The sequence below is a fragment of the Archangium sp. Cb G35 genome, assembly GCF_001896145.1.
GTDB classification, from domain to species: Bacteria; Myxococcota; Myxococcia; order Myxococcales; family Myxococcaceae; genus Archangium; species Archangium violaceum.
In genome coordinates this window covers 627,055-646,440 of record NZ_MPOI01000001.1, presented here as the reverse complement: position 1 = coordinate 646,440, position 19,386 = coordinate 627,055, and the positions used below count along the sequence as shown (strand labels likewise).

13 protein-coding genes are annotated in these 19,386 nt (G+C 70.0%); 8 read left to right on the top strand and 5 right to left on the bottom strand.

All coding sequences use genetic code 11. From position 1 onward, the window contains the following. Positions 1–38: 38 nt before the first annotated feature. Both BO221_RS02615 and BO221_RS02610 read right to left on the bottom strand, forming a co-directional pair. Positions 39–5,360 carry an Ig-like domain-containing protein gene (locus BO221_RS02615; protein ID WP_073558721.1) on the bottom strand — a complete coding sequence of 1,774 codons (5,322 nt, stop codon included), beginning with the start codon at positions 5,358–5,360 and terminating at the stop codon, positions 39–41. Between the two features lie 67 nt (positions 5,361–5,427). Then, complete coding sequence (locus tag BO221_RS02610; protein WP_073558720.1) at positions 5,428–6,807, bottom strand: hypothetical protein; 1,380 nt, start codon at positions 6,805–6,807, stop codon at positions 5,428–5,430. Positions 6,808–6,960: 153 nt separating this feature from the next. Here BO221_RS02610 and BO221_RS02605 point away from each other — a divergent pair, with 153 nt between their 5' ends. The 4 genes from BO221_RS02605 to BO221_RS02590 all read left to right on the top strand — a co-directional run bounded on the left by BO221_RS02605 (position 6,961) and on the right by BO221_RS02590 (position 11,963). Next, entirely contained in the window at positions 6,961–7,899 is a 939-nt protein-coding gene (locus BO221_RS02605; protein WP_073558719.1) for a TraB/GumN family protein, read from the top strand. Positions 7,900–7,965: 66 nt separating this feature from the next. Continuing rightward, entirely contained in the window at positions 7,966–9,672 is a 1,707-nt protein-coding gene (locus tag BO221_RS02600; RefSeq protein WP_073558718.1) for a serine/threonine-protein kinase, read from the top strand. Between the two features lie 78 nt (positions 9,673–9,750). After that, positions 9,751–10,863: a sensor histidine kinase gene (locus tag BO221_RS02595; RefSeq protein WP_073558717.1), complete on the top strand. Its 1,113-nt coding sequence runs from the start codon at positions 9,751–9,753 to the stop codon at positions 10,861–10,863. Between the two features lie 89 nt (positions 10,864–10,952). Further along, on the top strand, positions 10,953–11,963 hold the full coding sequence (locus BO221_RS02590; RefSeq protein WP_073558716.1) for an NAD(P)-dependent alcohol dehydrogenase: 1,011 nt from the start codon (positions 10,953–10,955) through the stop codon (positions 11,961–11,963). 64 nt (positions 11,964–12,027) lie between these two features. Here BO221_RS02590 and BO221_RS02585 read toward each other — a convergent pair whose 3' ends face one another. Both BO221_RS02585 and BO221_RS02580 read right to left on the bottom strand, forming a co-directional pair. Beyond that, on the bottom strand, positions 12,028–12,462 hold the full coding sequence (locus tag BO221_RS02585; RefSeq protein ID WP_073558715.1) for an organic hydroperoxide resistance protein: 435 nt from the start codon (positions 12,460–12,462) through the stop codon (positions 12,028–12,030). Positions 12,463–12,600: 138 nt separating this feature from the next. Further along, the gene (locus BO221_RS02580; protein ID WP_073558714.1) at positions 12,601–13,611 is read right to left on the bottom strand and encodes an LLM class flavin-dependent oxidoreductase; all 1,011 of its coding nucleotides are present in this window, start codon (positions 13,609–13,611) and stop codon (positions 12,601–12,603) included. 109 nt (positions 13,612–13,720) lie between these two features. Here BO221_RS02580 and BO221_RS02575 point away from each other — a divergent pair, with 109 nt between their 5' ends. The 4 genes from BO221_RS02575 (at position 13,721) to BO221_RS02560 (ending at position 17,185) form a co-directional block, all read left to right on the top strand. Beyond that, positions 13,721–14,212, top strand: a complete 492-nt coding sequence (locus tag BO221_RS02575) for a MarR family winged helix-turn-helix transcriptional regulator (RefSeq protein WP_073558713.1) — start codon at positions 13,721–13,723, stop codon at positions 14,210–14,212. Continuing rightward, positions 14,209–15,393, top strand: coding sequence for a metallophosphoesterase (locus tag BO221_RS02570; protein ID WP_073558712.1), 1,185 nt, complete (start codon positions 14,209–14,211; stop codon positions 15,391–15,393). The genes BO221_RS02575 and BO221_RS02570 overlap by 4 nt, the downstream gene beginning before the upstream one ends. 28 nt (positions 15,394–15,421) lie before the next feature. Further along, a complete protein-coding gene (locus BO221_RS02565; protein ID WP_073558711.1) occupies positions 15,422–16,444 on the top strand; it encodes a pirin family protein in 1,023 nt (340 codons plus the stop codon). 81 nt (positions 16,445–16,525) lie between these two features. Further along, positions 16,526–17,185 carry a hypothetical protein gene (locus BO221_RS02560; protein ID WP_073558710.1) on the top strand — a complete coding sequence of 220 codons (660 nt, stop codon included), beginning with the start codon at positions 16,526–16,528 and terminating at the stop codon, positions 17,183–17,185. Positions 17,186–17,191: 6 nt separating this feature from the next. On the opposite strand, the gene BO221_RS02555 is transcribed toward BO221_RS02560, so the two are convergent. Further along, a complete protein-coding gene (locus tag BO221_RS02555; RefSeq protein WP_073558709.1) occupies positions 17,192–19,303 on the bottom strand; it encodes a prolyl oligopeptidase family protein in 2,112 nt (703 codons plus the stop codon). Positions 19,304–19,386 lie beyond the last annotated feature (83 nt).

Genomic DNA, 19,386 nt, shown 5'->3' with positions numbered 1-19,386 from the left:
ACGTCTGGCCCACGCCCGTGCCCTCCATGTCTCACGCGCTACTGCGCGTTGAAGACGAGATCATCCACGTCCGAGTAGGCAGCCCCACCGCACGAGGAGAGGCTGCCGGCGTAGCGGAACACGCCGCGCACCACCGCACGGGCACTCCCCGAGGACGGCGTGTACGTCGTGGAGAGCACGTGCGAGCCCGCGGCGGTGGCCGTCATCGTACCGATGTACATCCAGCTCGGCGCGCTGGCATCCGGCGCGTAGTAGAGGTCCAGGTAGTCGGAGCTGAAGGCGGAGTACCCCCACACCGTGGCCTCGATGCGGAGCGTCTTCCCCGCCGCGAGAGGGGAACCATCCACCGTGGACACCTTCAGCCGGTCCAGCGACTCGTCGGAATGGTAGCCACCGCTGGTGCCGTCGGTGCACGTGTCCACGGTGTTCGGCGCGTTGAGTTCGGGCCCCAGCTGGGCCCGGCCATTGAGCAGGGTGCCCGAGTCACAGGACACATCCGCGGAGGCACACCGGGGCGCACCCAGCGTGCCGTCATAGGCCGCCATCCCCGGTGACGGAGCGACATTGCTGACCGTCACCTGCATCTGGGCGCTCGTGCCCACGTTTCCCCCGGCGTCGTAGGCCTTCGCCTGCAACGTGTGGCTGCCGTTGGCGACTCCCGTCGTGTTCCACGAGACCGAGTACGGCGCGGTCGTGTCGGTGCCCAGCAGGGCCGTCCCGTCGTAGAACTCGACCCGGGTGACCCCGATGTTGTCGCTCGCCGTCGCGGAGAGCGTGGCGGTGCCGCTCACCGTGGCGCCCGCGGTGGGCGCCGTGAGAGACACCGTGGGCGCCGTCATGTCACTGCCTCCGTTGACGGTGACAGGGCTGCTCGTACCCACGTTGCCCGCGGCGTCGTAGGCCTTCGCCACCAGCGTCATGCCGACACTCGACGTGACCCACGAGACCGAGTACGGCGCGGTCGTGTCACTGCCCACCAGCGTCGCACCCTCGTAGAGGTCGACCCGGATGACGCCGACGTTGTCACTCGCCAAGACGGACACCGTGTGGGAGCCAGGCCCCGCAGCGCCCGAGGTAATCCCGGTGATCGACACCGTGGGAGCCGTCAGGTCATTGAACACGGTGACGGAGACGGAGGCGCTCGTGCCCACGTTGCCCGCGGCATCGTAGGCCTTCGCCTTCAACGTGTGGCTGCCATTGACGGCGGACGCCGTGTTCCACGAGACCGAGTACGGCGCGGCCGTGTCGGTGCCCACCAGCGTCGTCCCGTCGTAGAACTCGACCCGCGTGACCCCGATGTTGTCGCTCGCCGAAGCGGAGAGCGTGGCGGTGCCGCTCACCGTGGCGCCCGCGGTGGGCGCCGTGAGCGACACCGTGGGGGCCGTCACGTCATTGAACACGGTGACGGAGACGGAGGCGCTCGTGCCCACGTTGCCCGCGGCGTCGTAGGCCTTCGCCTGCAACGTGTGGCTGCCATTGACGGCGGACGCCGCGTTCCACGAGATCGAGTACGGCGCGGCTGTGTCGGTGCCCAGCAGGGCCGTCCCGTCGTAGAACTCGACCCGCGTGACGCCGACGTTGTCGCTTGCCGTGGCGGACACCGTGGTGGCACCGCCCACCGTGGCGCCCGCGCCAGGCGCGGTGATGGACACCGTGGGCGCCGTCACGTCGTTGGCGACGGTGACCACGAGGGCGGTGCTCGTGCCCACGTTGCCCGTCACGTCGTAGGCCTTCGCCTGCAGCGTGTGGCTGCCGTTGGGGCCCCCCTTCGTGTTCCACGAGACCGAGTACGGCGCGGCCGTGTCGGTGCCCAGCAGCGTCGTCCCGTCGTAGAACTCGACCTGCGTGACGCCGACGTCGTCGCTCGCCGTGGCGGACACCGTGATGGAGCCGCTCACCGTGGCGTTCTCGGCCGGCGCGGTGAGCGACACCGTGGGGGCCGTCACGTCGTTGGCCACCCTGACGGTGACGGAGACGAACGCGCTGATATTGTTGGCCGCGTCGTAGGCCCTCGCCCTCAGCGTGTGGCTGCCGCCCAGGACGGGCGTCGTGTCCCACGAGATCGAGTACGGCGCGGTCGTGTCGGTCCCCAGCAGCGTCGTCCCATCGTAGAACTGGACACCGGCGACACCGATGTCGTCGCTCGCCGTGGCGGACACCGCGATGATGCCGCGCACCGTGACTCCCTCGCCAGGCTCGGTGAGGGACACGGCCGGGGCCGTCACGTCGTTGAACACGGTGAAGGTAAGGGAGGCGCTCGTGCCCACGTTGCCCTGGGCGTCATAGGCCTTCGCCTGCAACGTGTGGCTGCCGTTGGCTGCCCCCCTCGAGTTCCACGCGAGGGAGTACGGCGCGGCCGCGGTGCCCAGCAGCGTCGTCCCATCGTAGAACTGGACCCAGGTGACGCCGACGTCGTCGCTCGCCGTGGCGGCCAGCTCGATGGTGCCGCCCACCGTGCTGCCCTCGGCGGGCCCGGAGAGTGACACCGTGGGGGCCGTCACATCCGCGGCCACCGTGAAGACCAGATCGTCGTGGTCATCCAAGGAGTTGAAACCAAAGACGCCCGTCGTGCCACACGCTCCCGTGGGGGTCCCGGAGAGGTAGCGCCCACGCACCGCCTGCGCCGCCCCCATGGGCAGCACGAAGGAGGCGCGCATCGTCCAGGGACCCGGCGAAGACGGCGCGAACTGCGCGCGGGACGTCCACACCGGCTGGGTGGCATCGGTCGCGGAGTAGAGCTCCAGCCGCTCCCACGAGTAGTGGAACGAGGCCTGCCCGGTCACCTCGACATCCACCAGCCTGCCCGCGATGAACGGACCCCCATCCCGGGTGAAGACGCGGATGCGGTCGAGCATCGAGCTGGAGGTGGAGTGCTCTTCGAGGGTGCCGTCCGCGCACGAGCGCCAGAGGGTATTCGGCGGGTTGAACTCCCGCCCGCCCCTCCCGGCAAAGTACGAGCCCGAGTCGCAGAGCGAGCCCACGGTGGCACACCGGGGCACCTGCATGTCGCTATCGTAGGAGGCCGTCCCCGGCTGGCTCACGGTGATGAGGATGTAGCTCCAACCCTGATTGCTGGCCGCGTCGTAGGCCCTGAACCTGAGGCGATGCGGGCCACCGGGCACGGAGGCGAGATTCCAGCTCATCTCGTAGGGCGCGGTGGTGTCGGTGCCCAGCAACGTATCGCCGTCCCAAAACTCCACCCTCGTCACGCCCCGGTCATCCGAGGCCTCCATCGACAAGGTGATCACCCCTTGTTGGGTGCTGTTCTCCGCGGGAGAGATGACGGTCACGGTGGGAGGCACCATGTCGTTGTCCACCACGACGGAGATGGGGACACTCGTCGCCAGGTTGCCCACGGTGTCATGGGCCCGGGCGGTCAGCACGTGGGGTCCATTGGCCAGGTACCGGACGTTCCAGGTGACGGAGTACGGCGCGGCCGCATCGGTGCCGATGAGCGTCTCGCCGTCGTAGAACTCCACCCGCTGCACCCCGTGGTCGTCCGAGGCGTTCGCGGTCACGGAGATCTCCCCCGCCACCGAGGCGCCCTCCGAGGGCGAGGTGAGAGAGACCTCGGGTGCCGTCACGTCGTCATCGTGCACCACGAGGACCTCCGCGCTCGTGAGGCAGGCGTAGGTCTGGATATTGACACCGCCCGCCAGGAGCACCCGGCCGTCCCGAAGCACCGTGGCGGAGTGCAGGGACCGCCCGGTCAACAGCGGGGCGCTGAGGCTCCAGGTGTTCGTGACGGGGTCATACAGGTCCGAGCTGAAGGAGCCCTGCGTGCTCAGGCCGCCCGCCAACAGCACCCGGCCATCCCGCAGGAGGCTGAGCGTCCCATCACCCCGCGGGTAGACAGGCCTGTTCCCGGGTGCCCAGGTGTTCGTGACGGGGTCATACAGCTCTACCGAGAGTACTGAGGAGGAGGAGCCATCCACCGCCAGGACGCGGCCATCGGGGAGCAGCACGCCCAGGGGGTTGTACTGTCCGTTGTACATCCAGCCCGCGGGCGTCCAGGTACCCGTGGCCGGGTCGTAGAGCTCGGAGGAAACCATCGCTCCGGTGTAGCTCCCGCCGAACGCGAGCACCTTCCCGTCGGAGAGCACCACCGCGGCGTGCCGGCTCCGCATCATCGAGAGCGAGCCGGTGAGCGTCCAGGTGTTGCTCACCGGCTCGTACAGCTCCGCGCTCGGAGTCACGGCATAGGAAGCATCCTCGCCGCCCATGACGAGCACACGGCCATCCCGCAGGAGGACGGCCTGGTGAGACATGCGGCTGACGTTCGAGGGTGCCGCGCTGCTCCAGCTCCCCGTGGCGGGGTCGAACAGCTCGACGACGTTGATCCCCCCATAGCCGGGGCGATCCCCACCCACCACCAGCACCTTGCCGGAGCCGAGCAGGTTGGCGGAGTGGAACTGCCGCGCCCGGGCCATGGAGCCCAACGTGGCCCAGGTGCCCGTGACCGGGTCATACAGCTCCACGCGCGAGGACGGGTACCACGTGTCATCCGTGCCGCCCGCCGCCAGCACGCGGCCGTCCGAGAGGACGGTGGTGGTGAACGCCCTGCGCGCCGTGGCGAGCGAGCCCGTGGTGCTCCACACCGGATCCAGCACCGCCGGGTAGCGCACCTCCTCGGCGTTCCACCCCACGCGCACCCTGCACTCGCGAGCGCCCGGCGCCGTCACGGGCCGCTCCCAGGGCGCCTGCGCGCGGGTGTCCACCTCGCACCCCTCGACGGAGACGTGCGCCCGGGTGACGTGGCCGTCCGCCCCCACCAGGTAGGGCGGCGCCATCCGCAGGCGCGGGGCTCCGCTGCCATCCAGCAACTCCAGGGTGTCCTCCACCAGGCGCAGACCCGCCACGCCCGCTCCCAGCGACAGGCCGTAGTGCACCTCCGGCACCGTCGGCGCCCGCTCGAAGGCGAGGTAGTCCTCGGTGCCCTCGGCCGTGAAGCGGTGCACCACGTCCGCGCCGCCCGCGTGCGCGTCCGGGTAGACGACGTAACCATCCACCACCTCGGCCTTCGCCGCGCTGGCCCCCTCGAGCGCCACGTCCAGCGACAGTCCAGAGGCGAGGTCCTTCACCTGGAAGGGCCGCCGGGCCTCCTCGGGCAACACCACGCGCGCCCCACGCCGCATGCCCTCACGCGAGGGCTTCACCGTGAGACCGGCCTCCCCGCGCTCCACGTGCGCCCCACCCGAGGGCGGAAGCACGGCACGAGGCCCGGCGCCCGCCTCCTTCACCTTCATGCGGTGCGTGCGGAGCCGTTCCACTACCGCGGCCGCGTCATGCTGCTCATCAGGCCTGGCGGACGTCTGGCATCCCATTCCCACCAGGACGCACAGCGCCGAATACAAGCCCATCCCCCCACGTCGATTCCAAACTGTCATGAGGGTCCACGTACTATGGCCCCCCGACATCCTGACAAGCTCACCGCATGTCCCCCGGCTCCACGGACGGATGGTGCGAGTCGTCACGCGACCCGGGGCGGCCCAGTCCCCGGTGCACCGCGGGCAGCGAGGCCGTAACGGGTCCTACGTAGAAGAAGCCGTGGTAGCCCGCCTTGTTCCGTTGCTCGAACCGGTGCACGAAGAAGCGATTCCCGTTGTCCTTGCCACGCGCGGGCCGCACCCCGCACTCCACCTGCGCCCCGCCCTCCACCGCGCAGATCCACGCCGAGCCGCTGTTGTAGGCCATGTCCAGCGACAGCAGCTCGACCTTGCCGGACAGCAGCACCCCCATGGGCCGGTAGATGTTGTTCCACGGCACCCCGATGGTGGCGCGTGCGTGGATGTTGCCGGTCAGCACCAGGAAGAAGCGTCCCGGCGTCTGGCGCACCCGCGAGAGCACCGTGGCGGCCCTGGCGTCCTCGTGCTCCTGGCCCTTCAGCCCCGGGTGGTCGAACACGAAGGCGTCCACGTCCAGCCCCCGGGCGCGCAGCTGGCGCAGCTGCTCCAGCAGGTTCGCCATCGCCTCGCTGCCCCGCCCATCCTGATGGGGATTGCGCCAGAAGGGTGCCTCCATCAGCTTCAGCCAGTCGCCCTCCGAGCCAGCACCGCGGAGGAAGGTGGCCACGAGCTGCTGGTGCTCCACCGGCAGCTCCAACCCGACCGTCACGGGAATCCCATTCGAGGCCGTCTGGCAGGCCGCCTGCGCGACGAAGCGCGGTACCTCCCGCGTGCCGTGCAGCTCGCCCAGCAGCATCACGCCCCCGCGCTTGACCTCGGGAGGCAACCCGACGATGGGCAGCCCGCACTCCACCGCCAGCACGGGCGCCGCTTTCACCTCCGGGGCCTCCGCCTTCGCGGCCTCCGTCTCCTTTCCGTCCGGCGCCTTCCTGGCCAGCCTGGGCGCCAGCGCATGGAACACCTTCCACTCCATCACCAGATCGCGCACACCCTGCGCCGAGCCGGCCACGATGGCGTTCTCCGCGATCGGACGGGACTGGAGCGCCTCCTGGTCTCCCGCGGGGGCAAGTGTCCCGTTGGCACTCCGGGTGTCGCGAATGATCCACAGCTTGCCGCGCGTGGGCGTCTCGCGCTTGCCCAGCACGAGATAGCGGTGCCAGAAGCCCGCCACCTTCGAGCCCCCGAACTCCTCGCGCCATTCCGTCTCCAACACGAAGTTGCCCTTGTCCTCACGGAAGGGCAGCTCGTTGTCCGTGAAGAACTGCCGGACGGAGGGCCAGAGCTCCTCGAGGGGGACATCGTAGATGGCCTCCCCATCAGGAATCCCCAACCCATTCAGCCCCGTGGCGCAGCCAGCCAGCAGGAGCATGAGCCCCACCGAAAAAAGCCTCACCGAGCGCATCCGAGCTCCCTCCTGGGAAAACCCCGACCACGAGCCTAGAACGTCCAGGGTGGAGGGATATCCCGGCGGGACTTCGGGTGCACGTTCCTCGGAGACTCGCGTACCGGCACACCGCCCGGCCATGATGGGCCCCTCCCCCTCAACGGACCGAACATGCGCCCGACCCGATTGCTCCTCGCGTTCCTCGCCCTCCTCGGCACCGCCTGTGCCACCACCTCCGCGGAGCGCCCCGCCTCCACACCGCAATCCGCCGCCGCCACGGAGCAGCGTGCCTTCCTCTGGGAGGTGACGCGCCCGGGCGCTCCGGACAAGCGGCTCTACCTCACCGGCTCGGTCCACCTGGGCCGGCCCGGCCAGTTCGTCTTCCCGCCTTCGATGGAGGCCGCGCTCGCGCGCTCCCAGGCGCTGGTGGTGGAGCTGGACCCGGACAAGGCCGACCCGGGGAAGACCCAGCAGCTGATGCTGAGCCTGGGCACCTTCGCTCCTCCCGATGCGCTGAGCGCGCACCTGAGCGCCGAGACGAAGGCACTCCTGCCCGAGACGCTCCAGAAGGCGGGACTCCCCCCGGTCGCCGCCGAGCGCATGCGGCCCTGGCTGCTGTCCCTCACGCTCTCCCTCCTGGAGATGCAGAAGGCCGGTTACTCGGAGGCGGGCGGTATCGACCGGATGCTGCTGACGAAGGCGCGCGGCACCCAGCGCATCGTGGAACTGGAGACGATCGAGGAGCAGCTGCGCATGCTCGCCGGGCTCCCGGAATCCGTGCAGGAGCTCATGCTGCGCGAGCAGCTCCAGCAGTCCTCGCAGACGTCGGTGTACATGGCGAGCATCGCCACCGCCTGGGAAGGCGGCAACCCCGACGCCCTCGCTCAGGTCCTCTTCGAGCGGGTGGACGACCCCACCATGAGGCCCTTCTACGAGGCCCTCTTCTTCACCCGCAACCGGCGGATGGCGGACCAGCTCGCCACGATGCTCGACCAGCCGGAGACGCACTTCGCGGTGGTAGGCGCGGGACACCTCGTGGGAGAGGAAGGCATCCTCGCCCTGCTCACCCGGAAGGGCTTCCACGTCCGTCAACTGTCCCGCGAGCCCTGAACCCCCCAAACACGGGAAGGTCTGGATTCGCCTTGCCGCCCCGGCTGCAAGAGAATGAGGCCTCCCATGCCTCACTCCGACCCTCCAGGCAACGCGGCGCCGCTCGGCACACAGCTGCTCGCGGAACACTTCCGGGCGGACGTCGCCGCCCGCGAAGCGGCGGTGACCCGGTTCATCACCCTGGTCGCCAGTCTCTTCATCGTCTCCACGCTCTCGCTGGGCGACCGCATCGGCTGGCCCCGGGCCCTGTCCGTCGCGGGCCTGTGTGCCTTCTTCGCCCTCTACTACGGGTGGCAGACCTGGAGGCTGCGGCGCGGCTGGTTCCATCCCGCGCTCCACTGGATCAACGTCGGCCTGGAGACCTCCACCGGCGCGTACCTCTTCGTCTGCGACATCGCCTTCGGCACTGTCGAACAGGCGCTGACCAATCCCATGGCCGTCCTCTGGAGCGCGACCATCGTGCTCGCGGCCCTGCGAGGCAACCGCCACCTGGCCCTCTTCGCCGGTGGCCTGGTGGCCGCCGAGACGGTGCTCCTCTACGCCCTGCTGGCCTGGCCCCGGCTGGCCGAGCCCATTCCCCTGATGTTCACGCCGCCGCTCGTCATCCTGCGGGCCGCCTACTACTTCATCATCGGTTGGCTGGCGGCGATGGTGGCCAGCTACCTCACGCACCGCGCCGAGGAGGCGCTCCAAGCCATCCGTGAGAAGGATCTGCTGGGCAAGTACTTCCTCCACGAGCGGCTGGGAGTGGGAGGCATGGCCGAGGTGTTCCGCGCCACCTACAGCCCGGAGGGAGGCTTCGAGAAGGTGGTGGCCGTCAAACGCATCCTCCCGGCCTATGCCGAGGACGAGGACTTCGTCACCCTCTTCCGCCGGGAGGCGGAGCTGGGCTCGCTGCTGTGCCACCCCAACATCGTCCAGGTGCTCGACGTGGGCCGGTTCGGGGACACCTACTTCATGGCCATGGAGTACATCGAGGGCCTGTCCCTGCGCGAGCTGCTCAAGAGCCACGGGCCGCTGCCTCCCGAGGTGGTGGCGTACATCGGGGCCGAGCTGGGCGAGGCGCTCGACTACGTGCACCGGCGCACCTCGAGCGAGGGCATCCCGCTGAATCTGGTCCACCGGGACGTGAATCCGCCCAACATCCTCCTGTCGCGAATCGGCGAGGTGAAGCTGGGAGACTTCGGGGTGGCCCGTGCGGCCATCCACGTCCGGCTCACCCAGGCGGACCGGGTGCGCGGCAAGCTGGGGTACCTCTCCCCCGAGCAGGCCCGGGGCCAGCCCTTCGACGGCAGAGCGGACCTCTTCGCGCTCGGCCTCACGCTGCATGAGGCACTCACGGGACGGCGCGTCTTCCAGGGGGAAGATGCCTCCGACATGGTGCGCGGCGAGCCACCGCTCTTCCTCGTGCCGCCCTCGGTCCCCCGCCCGGACGTCCCCGCCGAGCTGGATGCCGCCATCATGGGCCTGCTCCAGTGGCGGATGATGGAGCGCACGGCCCGAGGCCAGCAGCTGCGCGAGCAGCTCTGTGCCATGACGGGAGCGCTCGCCCCCCATCCTCACGGGCAGCGGGAGCTGGCCCGCATCGTCCAGGAAGCCCTCGCGAACAAGGGAGGCCGCGCACCGGCGCGGAGCTCGGAGCAGGTGACGCGGCTGGAGCCCACCCCGCTCCACGCTCGCGGCGAGGAGCCCACGGCGGTCCTGCCGGGTGGAAGCGTGCTCGCCAACGAGCCCATGGCGGCCGTGGCCAGGGAGAAAACCCGGGGGGATTGAGCCGGGGCACATGGCTCTGGGGGGTCTGGTCCTGGTACGCTCGGGGCGAGATGCGCGCCTTCGCGCCCCGGTGACGCGGTGCCCCAGTCCAAGGAATCCATCGAGGAGTTGCTGTATGTGGTGCTCGACCTCACCGACGGCCTCGTCTTCGAGTTCGACGCGGGTGGCCACTTCCTCTCGGTGTGGACCAAGAACGACGCGCTGCTGGTGCTTCCCCGGGAGGCCATCAAGGGACGCCACATCTCCGAGGCGATGGATCCCCAGACCGCCGCGCTGACCCTGGAGAGCATCCAGCGTGTGCTGGCCCGGGGGGAGCCCGAGCGCTTCGAGTACTCGGTGGAGGTGGCGAGCGGACGCCGGTGGTTCTGCGCCGATGCGATGCTGGTGCCAGGCCGTCCGGGCGTGGCCTTCCTGGTCCGCGACATCACCCGGCACAAGACGCTCGAGCTGAGCCTGCTCCAGGCGGACCGGCTGGCGGCCCTGGGGACGTTGGCCGCGGGCGTGGCGCACGAGGTGAACAACCCCCTGGGCTACATCTCCTCCAACCTCCACTTCATCGAGGAAGGGCTGGCCGAGGTGCGGCAGGCGTTGGCCAGCAAACCCGAGCTCGCTCCCCTGGCGGCCAGGCTGGAGGAGTGCGCGGAGGCCATCGAGGAGGCGAGGCAGGGCACCACGCGCATCCGCAATGTGGTGGGCGACCTGAAGCTGTTCGCGCGGGGCGAGGACTCGGGCCCGGAGAAGGAACAGGCGGATGTCCGGCGGGCGCTGGAGATGTCCATCAACATGGCCAGGCCGGAGATCAAGCACCGGGCCCGCATGGTGTGGCACGTGGAGGACGTGCCACCGGTGCGCGGCAGCGAGTCGCGCCTGGGGCAGGTGTTCCTCAACCTGCTGCTCAACGCGGCCCAGGCCATCCCCGAGGGCAACCCCAAGGAGAACACCGTGGAGGCGCTCGTGCGCGCCGAGGCGGGCAAGGTGCTCATCGAGATCCGCGACACCGGCCACGGCATCACGCCCGAGAACCTGAAGCGCATCTTCGAGCCCTTCTTCACCACCCGGCCCGCGGGCGTGGGAACGGGCCTGGGGCTGGCCATCTGCCACAGCATCGTCATCGCGATGGGGGGCGAGCTCACCGTGGAAAGCACCGTGGGCAAGGGCACGTGCTTCCGCGTGCTGCTGCCCACCATCTGACTCCCGCCCGAAGGATGGGGTGGAGATGGCCAACGGCCCTCGTTAGGACGTGCGGCACATCATCCACGTCACAGGAGGAGTCATTCCCCATGAAGGCGTATGAGTTGCACAAGACGGGCGGCCCCGAGGCCTGGGTCCAGGTGGAACGGCCCGAGCCCAAGCCCGGCCCCGGCCAGGCGCTGGTGCGCATCCGGGCGGTGTCGCTGAACTACCGGGACCTGATGGTCGCCAAGGGCGGCTACATGCAGCCCTCCCCGCGTCCCATCCTCCCCGTGTCGGACGGAGCTGGCGAGGTGGTGGCGGTGGGCACGGGCGTCACCCGCGTGAAGCCCGGCGACCGCGTGGCCCCCACCTTCTTCCAGAACTGGACGGACGGCGAGGCGAACCGGGGCCAGCTCCGGGCGCTCGGCGCGGGGGAGAACGACGGCGTGCTGGCCGAGTACGTCACCGTGGACGCGGAGGCGCTCGTGCACCTGCCGGAGGGCTACAGCTTCGAGGAGGGCTCCACCCTGCCCTGCGCGGCCGTCACGGTGTGGAACGCGCTGGTGGCCCAGGGCAAGCTCCAGGCGGGCCAGACGGTGCTGGCCCAGGGCACGGGCGGCGTCTCCATCTTCGCGCTCCAGTTCGCCCGCATACTGGGCGCTCGCGCCATCATCACCTCCAGCCAGGACGAAAAGCTGGAGCGCGCGCGGGCGCTCGGCGCGGACAGCCTCATCAACTACAAGAAGACGCCGGACTGGGAGGCGAAGGTCCTCGAGTTGACCGGCGGCAAGGGCGTGGAGCACGTCATCGAGGTGGGCGGCGAGCAGACGCTCCCGAAGTCCGTCCGCGCCGTGGCGTCCGGCGGGCACATCCACCTCATCGGCCTGCTCAGCGGAGCCTTCGGCAAGCCCGACCCGGCCCTCACCGGCTCCAAGCAGGTCCACTTCCATCAAATCTACGTGGGCAGCCGCGCCATGTTCGAGGACATGAACCGGGCCATCACCCAGCACGAGCTGAAGCCCGTCATCGACCGGACATTCCCCTTCGAGCAGGCGCGCGAGGCCCTGCGCTACCTCCAGGACGGCGCCCACTTCGGCAAGGTCGTCATCAAGGTCTGAACCGGCCGCGTGGCCGCGGGGAAGACGCGGGCCCGTGTGACAGGCCCACGTCACCCGGCCCCGCTCAGGCGAGGCGCAGGTCCACGACGATGTTGCCGCGCGTGGCGTTGGAGTACGGGCACACCTCGTGGGCGGCGCGCAGCAGCGCCTCGGCCTGATCGCGCGGCAGCTCGGGGATGGACGCGATGAGCTCCACGGCCAGGCCGAAGCCCTTGCCCACGGGCCCGATGGTCACGTTCGCCGTGATGGAGACCGGCCCCGTGGTGATCTTCTGCGCGCGGGCCACGTGCCCGAGGGCGCTGCCGAAGCACGCCGCGTAGCCACCCGCGAAGAGCTGCTCGGGGTTGGTTCCGGCACCGCTGCCACCGAGCGCGCGCGGCGGAACAACAGCGACATCCAGGTGGCCATCGTCGCTCTTCACCCGGCCGTCACGCCCCGCCGTAGCGGTGGCCGTCGCGGTGTAGAGGCGCTTCTCGAGAATCGTGGGGCTGGTGCTCATGTGCATCTCCTTGAGGTGCCGACGTCGTTGGGTCGCGGGGAATTAGATAGGTCACAATCAAATTGCGCGCAATATAATTTGGCCCAAGAAAGAGGCCGGGGGCGGGCCCGGCCTCGTCGCATCCGTTGGGAAAGAGCTTCAGCTCGCGCGGGCGAGCAGGTCGCGGGCCTCGGCGGTGATCTCGTACGAGCGCAGGCGCGCGGCGTGGTCGAAGATCTGGGACGTCACCATGAGCTCGTCGGCGCCGGTGCGGGAGATGAAGTCCGCCAGTCCCCGGCGCACGCTCTCGGGAGAGCCCACGACGGAGCAGGACAGCGCCTGTTCGAGGCCCGCCCGCTCCATGGGGTGCAGCCCCTCCTCGAAGTGGCCGACTGGAGGCTGCAGGGGACCCGGCTGGCCGCGGCGCAGGTTGAGGAAGGCCTGCTGGATGGAGGACATCAACCGGCGGCCCTCCTCGTCGGTATCGGCCGCGAAGACGTTGAGGCCCAGCATGACGTAGGGACGCTCGAGCTGCTCCGAGGGACGGAAGCGGCTGCGGTAGACGTCGATGGCCTGCATCATGTGGCCCGGCGCGAAGTGCGAGGCGAAGGCGTATGGGAGACCCAACGCCGCGGCGAGCTGCGCGCCGAAGAGGCTGGAGCCGAGGATCCAGAGGGGGACGTTCAAGCCCGCGCCGGGCACGGCCCGGACCCGCTGGCCGGGCTCGGCGGGACGGAAGTAGTTCATCAGCTCGACGACATCCTGGGGGAAGGAGTCGACGTCGCCGGCCAGGGTCCGCCGGAGCGCGTGGGAGGTGACGGTGTCGGTGCCCGGAGCGCGCCCCAGCCCCAGCTCGATGCGTCCGGGATAGAGCGACTCCAGCGTGCCGAACTGCTCGGCGATCACCAGCGGCGCATGGTTCGGCAACATGATGCCTCCGGCGCCGACGCGGATCGTCGAAGTGCCACCGGCCACGTAGCCGATGACGACCGAGGTGGCGGCGCTCGCCACGCCGGCCATGTTGTGGTGCTCGGCCAGCCAGTAGCGTCGATAGCCCAGCCGCTCGGCGTGCCGGGCGAGATCGAGCGTGTTGCGCAGCGCCCGGCCGGCGTCGCCCCCTTCGACGATGGGCGAGAGATCAAGGACGGAGAGAGGGACGGTTACCGGCATGGGAGTGTCCCTCGCATGGAGACCAGGGGGGCGGGTAGAAAGACGCGCGATTCCATTGCACCCCATATAATGGCGCACTACGAGAAGCGCATCAGGTCCGAGAGGCAGCATGGCTGAGAAGAAAAAGGTCGGGGCCGTACGCGCGGAGGAACTGGCGGAGCTCTGCCGGCTGGACAATCAGCTCTGCTTCGCCGTGTATTCGGCGAGCAATCTGATCACCCGTCTGTACCGGCCGCTGCTCGAGCCGTTGGGAATCACCTACCCTCAGTACCTGGTGCTGCTGGCACTCTGGGAGCGCTCGCCGCGCACGGTGGGTGAGTTGGGCGAGGCATTGGGGCTCGACTCCGGCACGCTCACGCCGCTGCTCAAGCGGCTGGAGGCCAACGGCATCGTGGCCCGCCGGCGTGCCCCCGAGGACGAGCGCCGGGTGCTGGTCGAGCTCACGCCCGCCGGGCAGAAGCTGCGCACCCGCGCGGCGTCCGTTCCCGTCGAGATGATCTGCAAGCTCCGGCTTCCGCCCGAGCAGGCGGTGGAGCTGCGGGACGCCCTCAAGCGTCTCACCCGGGACCTGCAGGCGCTGCCGGAAGGAAACGAAGAATGAACAGGGCGTTGGGTCTGGTGTTCCTCTCCGGGCTGCTCACGGCGCTCGCGTTCCTCGTGCTGCGCGGTCTGTGGCCCGCCCTGCGCACCCGCCGCGGGACCGTGGTGTTCTGGGCCGTCACCGCACTCGTGCACCTGGCCTTCCTGGGCGCGCAGGCCGCACGGGCTGGCCCTGGAGTGCTGGGTACGGTGACACGAGGGGCGCTCACGGCGTGGTCCGTGGCGGCGCTGGTGTCCCTGGTGGTGGGAGGCCTGCTGCGGCTGGCCGGTGTGGCACACGCGCGGCTGCGCCCCACTCCCGCTCCAGCACTGGCCGATCCCGGCCGGCGCGAGTTCATGCATGGCCTCGCGTTGCCGGCGGTGGCGGCCACCCTGGGCACCAGCGGCACCGTGGCGGGGATGAGCGGCTTCGAGGTGCGGCACGAGGAGGTGCGGCTGCCCGGGTTGCCCCCGGCGCTCGACGGTTTCCGCATCGGCCAGCTCACCGACGTGCACGTGGGCGAGTTCATCGACGTGGAGCACGTGCGCGGCGCGGTCCAGGCCCTGGACGCGGCCGGGGTGGACCTGCAGGTGATGACAGGCGACCTCATCGACGACCTCACCCAGCTGGACGCGACCCTGGAGGCCCTGCAAGCATGCAAGGCGCCCCACGGGATGCTCGCCATCCTGGGCAACCACGAGAAGTGGCGCGGGTTGCACGAGGTGCTCGCGGGCTACGAGCGTGCCGCGCCCCGGGGCCGCCTGCGGCTGCTGGTGGACCAGAATGAAGTCCTCGTGCACCGCGGGCAGCCCCTGCGCGTGGTGGGCGTGGACTACCCCATGGGCGAGCGAGGCCGGCACCGGCTGCCCCGCGAGCAACGGCTGGAGAAGATGCGCGCCTCGGCCGAGAAGGCCTGGGCGGGCGTGGGCCCGGACGAGACGGTGCTCTGCCTCACCCACCATCCGGACTTCTTCCCGCTGGCCGCCGAGCGCGGCGCGCGGCTGACGCTGGCCGGCCACACCCACGGAGGACAGGTGGGCTTCTGGCGCATCCCGCTCTTCAGCTTCGCCTTCGAGCACATGCTCGGCCGCTACCGCCGGGGCGGCTCACACCTGTACGTCTCCAGCGGGACGGGGCACTGGTTCCCCTTCCGCATGGGCATCCCCGCAGAGGTGACGGTGCTCACCCTGCGTGCGGCATAGCGGCGAGCGCGTTACCTCTGGAGCCATCATGAAGAGCCCCCTCATCGAGACCCGTCCGCTGGGCTTCCCCTGGGTGACCGCGGATCCCTTCCTGTTCTGCGTGCACCACAACGACGCGTACCCCGCCGGCAACGAGCACCTCGGGCCCCAGGCCTCGCTCACGGGCCGCAACATCGGCCAGGACTTCGACGGCAAGGACGGCTGGAACATGTACCACGGTGAGGCCGTCCCCGGCTTCCCGGGGCACCCCCACCGGGGCTTCGAGACGGTGACGCTGGTGCGCAAGGGCCTCATCGACCACTCGGACTCGCTGGGCGCCGCGGCGCGCTTCGGCCACGGCGACGTGCAGTGGCTGACCGCGGGCGCGGGCGTCGTGCACTCGGAGATGTTCCCGCTCGTGGACGCGAGCCGCCCCAACCCGACCGAGCTGTTCCAGATCTGGCTCAACCTGCCCGCCGAGGACAAGCTCGCGCCGCCGCACTTCGCGATGCTCTGGGGCCAGGACATCCCCCACGTGTCCTTCACGGACGAGGCCGGCCGCCGCACCGAGGTCACCGTGGCCGCGGGGCAGCTGGAGGGCCGTCGCGCGCCACCGCCTCCGCCCCGCTCGTGGGCCTCGCGCCCCGACACGGACGTGGCCATCTGGACCATCCGCCTGGAGGCGGGTGCGGTGTGGACGCTGCCGCCCGCGGCGAATCCGCGTGCCGTCCGCACGCTCTACTTCTTCGAGGGCGACGCGCTCAAGGTGGCGGACCACGACATCCGCGCACACCAGGCCCTCGTGGTCCACAGCGACGCGGCGGTGCGCCTCGAGGCCGTGGGCAGCGCGTGCGAGGTGCTGATGCTGCAGGGGCGCCCCATCGGGCAGCCGGTGGTGCAGTACGGCCCGTTCGTGATGAACAGCCGCGCGGAAATTCAGCAGGCCTTCAACGACTACCAGCGCACGGGCTTCGGTGGCTGGCCCTGGAAGTCCAACGACCCGGTCCACCCGCGTGAAGAGGGGCGCTTCGCCCGCCACGCGGACGGCCGCATCGAGCGGCCCTCGCGCTGAATCCACGAAGGGCACCCGGGGATTGAATAAACGGACCCCGCTGACGTCGGGGTTTCGTCTCTTGCATCCCGGGTGCCCTCCATGCTCCTCACGCTTCTCGGCATCACCCTGCTCGCCAGCACGCCGGCGATTCCTCCCGTCACGTGCCAGTACGTCAACGACAAGACGGCCTGTGGCTACTCCTGTCAGAGGAGCACCGACGACGTGCGCTGCGCCAGCACCCCCTATGGGACGTGCGGCATGTTCAATGGCGAGGTGTACTGCTTCGACCCGACGCTCGCGGCCATCCACCACCCGCCCGACGAGGGCCTGCGCCCCGAGTGCAAGGCGCTCGGCAACGAGGTGGCCTGTGGCTTCAACTGCCTCGTGGCGCAGGGGAAGATCGCCTGTGCGCGGACACCCTATGGCGTATGCCGGGAGCACTTCGGCGAGCTGAAATGCTGGGACCCGCTGGAGACCACCATCCACGAGCTGGGCGCGGAGACGCCACCGCCTGCCTGCCTCACGGCCTCGACGGCCATCGCGTGCGGCTATGACTGCAAGAGCAACCGCACGGAGGTGAAGTGCGCGGCGACTCCTCGCGGCCGGTGCGAGAAGAACGACTTCCGGATCGACTGCTTCGATCCGCCCTCCCTCCTGGAGTGCGCGCACACCCAGCCGCCCGACCCCGCCGAGGTGCGCAAGCCGAAGTACAAGCGTCGCGATGAGAAGGCGAAGGAGAGCGGGCAGACCTCACGCTGAAGGTCATCACCTGGACGCATGCGCGGTGCCTCGAGCAGCGCGAGCGGGTGTGACGTCGAGCGCCTGGCAGTAGAAGCACAGCTCGTCGACGTCCTGTTCGATGAGCGCCGGCAGCGTGGTGCCGCCGCCGTGTCCCGAGTCCCGGAGCGGCAGCAGGAAATAGGGACCGCCTCCCGTGCCTTCCGCCTGGAGCCTGGCAACCATCTTGAGCGGATCATGCGGTGGCGCGGTCCGGTCGTTCAACGCCGGGACGAAGGTCATCACGGGGTAACGGCGATCGGCTCGGACGTTGTGATAGGGCGAGTACCCGGCGAGATACGGGCCCTCCAGCGGATCCTCGGGCGAGCCGTATTCGACGGTCGCCGAGCTCAGGAAGCCGAACCTCGGAAAGCGCAGCATGTCGAGGGTGGGCGCGCGGCAGAAGACGGCGCCGAAGGCTTCGGGCGCTTGCAGGGCGGTGACGGCGACGAGCAGCCCCCCGTTGCTGTTGCCGCGCGAGGCGAGCCGGGAGGGCGTCGTGTAGCCCGCCGAGACGAGCCAGCGCGCCGCCGCGATGTAGTCGTCGAAGGCGTTCTGCCGCCGCGTCTTGATGGCCGCCTCGTGCCAGGCGCGGCCGTATTCGCCGCCACCGCGCACGTTGGCGAAGGCGAGCACCCCACCCAGCTTCAGCCACGCGGCATGGAGCGCCGTGAAGCGCGGCTCCACCGGGATGTTGAAGCCCCCGTAGCCGCTCAGACGCACGGGCTGGCGACCGTCGCGCTGCAGGTCCTTACGGTGGATGATGAACATCGACACCCGCGTCCCGTCGAGCGACTCGTACCAGACCTGGTCCGTCACATACTCGGACGCATCGAGCCCGACGTCGGGGACGTGGTACGGCACCAGGCGGTCCGCCGCGTAGTCGTACCGATAGACCGAGGGTGCCTGCACGTACGACATGAAGTTCACCCACACCTCGTCGCCACTCCAGGCACCGCTGATGCCGCTGACGATGCCGTCCCCCTCGTTGCGATTCACGGAGCCGAGGGCTGGCAGCACGAGGTCACGGAGCCAAGTGCCGTCCTCGGAGTGGATGCGCACGTGATGCGACGCCGCCCGCGAGTAGACGGCGTAGAGCCGGCCGCCGGCGCCAGCGACCGTCTGCAGTGTGTCCGGGCCCTCGGGGATGAGCGTCCGCCACTCCGCCGGTGCCGACAGCGGTGCGACGCAGAGACGGCCGCGTGGCGCATCGAGGTCGGTGTGGACGAGCAACGAGTCGCCGATCACCTGCACCTGGTTGAGCGAGCGCATGGAGGGAGCCACCGGCACGAGCGCATCATCGGCGAGGCGCAGGAGGTAGACGGCGTTGGCGTGCACGTAGTCCCACTTGGAGAGCACGGCGAAGCGGCGGCACTCGCTGACCTTGACGGAGCACCAGTACTCCTTCACCTGGTCGTCGCCGAAGACGCGGCGGGCCGGCGTGCCCGATCCGAGCCGGTGCTCGTAGATGGCGTTCCAATGCGCCTCGTCGCCCGGGGGCACCTCGCCCGGTTCGGGACACGCCGCATAGAAGAACCCGGAGGAGTCGGGCCGCCAGGCCAGGGACGAGTGGCTCGTCCCGCGAGGCCGGTCGGGAAGCAGCCGCCCCGTCTCGACGTCGAGCACGTGGATGACCGCGTCATGGGTGCTGCCCACGGCCTTGCCGAACGCGACCAGGGCCCCGTCGGGTGATGGCGCGGCGAACACCAGGGCCTCGTTGCTCGCCCACGTGTTGGGGTCGAGCACCGTCTCGAGCGGCGCGCCCTCACGGCGCCGGAGCATGAGCTTGAGCTTGTCGTCGCTGGCGTCCGCCCGCCAGAGGAACTCGCGTCCGTGCGGCCCGGCGGGAATCGGCGGCGAGAGCCGGGCATGACGCGCGGAGCGAGCGACCGATGCACGCAGCGCATCGCGTTCCGGTACCGCTCGCAGCACGGAGTGTGTGACGGCTTCCTGCGCGGCGATCCACGCCTGGGTCTCCGGAGCGTCGAGCCGCTCCAGCCAGGCGTAGGGATCGTCGAACCGGCTGCCATGCAGCGTGTAGCCACTCTCCGGATCGCGTCGCGTCGCGGGGAAGTCCAGGGCCCGGTCCAGATTCCTCATCCGGAGATCCTCCAACGGCACGCGGGGGAGGCTCCAGGGGAAAACCAAGGCCCTGGAGTTTCAACGGAGGTCCGTGAAACTCC

What these genes read in the sequence shown, in the direction of transcription:
- BO221_RS02560 (WP_073558710.1), top strand. Translation starts at nt 16,526, where the DNA reads ATGCTCCTCACGCTTCTCGGCATCACCCTGCTCGCCAGCACGCCGGCG.
- BO221_RS02585 (WP_073558715.1), bottom strand. Translation starts at nt 12,462, where the DNA reads ATGAGCACCAGCCCCACGATTCTCGAGAAGCGCCTCTACACCGCGACG.
- BO221_RS02575 (WP_073558713.1), top strand. Translation starts at nt 13,721, where the DNA reads ATGGCTGAGAAGAAAAAGGTCGGGGCCGTACGCGCGGAGGAACTGGCG.
- BO221_RS02615 (WP_073558721.1), bottom strand. Translation starts at nt 5,360, where the DNA reads ATGGGCTTGTATTCGGCGCTGTGCGTCCTGGTGGGAATGGGATGCCAG.
- BO221_RS02570 (WP_073558712.1), top strand. Translation starts at nt 14,209, where the DNA reads ATGAACAGGGCGTTGGGTCTGGTGTTCCTCTCCGGGCTGCTCACGGCG.
- BO221_RS02590 (WP_073558716.1), top strand. Translation starts at nt 10,953, where the DNA reads ATGAAGGCGTATGAGTTGCACAAGACGGGCGGCCCCGAGGCCTGGGTC.
- BO221_RS02555 (WP_073558709.1), bottom strand. Translation starts at nt 19,303, where the DNA reads ATGAGGAATCTGGACCGGGCCCTGGACTTCCCCGCGACGCGACGCGAT.
- BO221_RS02600 (WP_073558718.1), top strand. Translation starts at nt 7,966, where the DNA reads ATGCCTCACTCCGACCCTCCAGGCAACGCGGCGCCGCTCGGCACACAG.
- BO221_RS02565 (WP_073558711.1), top strand. Translation starts at nt 15,422, where the DNA reads ATGAAGAGCCCCCTCATCGAGACCCGTCCGCTGGGCTTCCCCTGGGTG.
- BO221_RS02605 (WP_073558719.1), top strand. Translation starts at nt 6,961, where the DNA reads ATGCGCCCGACCCGATTGCTCCTCGCGTTCCTCGCCCTCCTCGGCACC.
- BO221_RS02610 (WP_073558720.1), bottom strand. Translation starts at nt 6,807, where the DNA reads ATGCGCTCGGTGAGGCTTTTTTCGGTGGGGCTCATGCTCCTGCTGGCT.
- BO221_RS02580 (WP_073558714.1), bottom strand. Translation starts at nt 13,611, where the DNA reads ATGCCGGTAACCGTCCCTCTCTCCGTCCTTGATCTCTCGCCCATCGTC.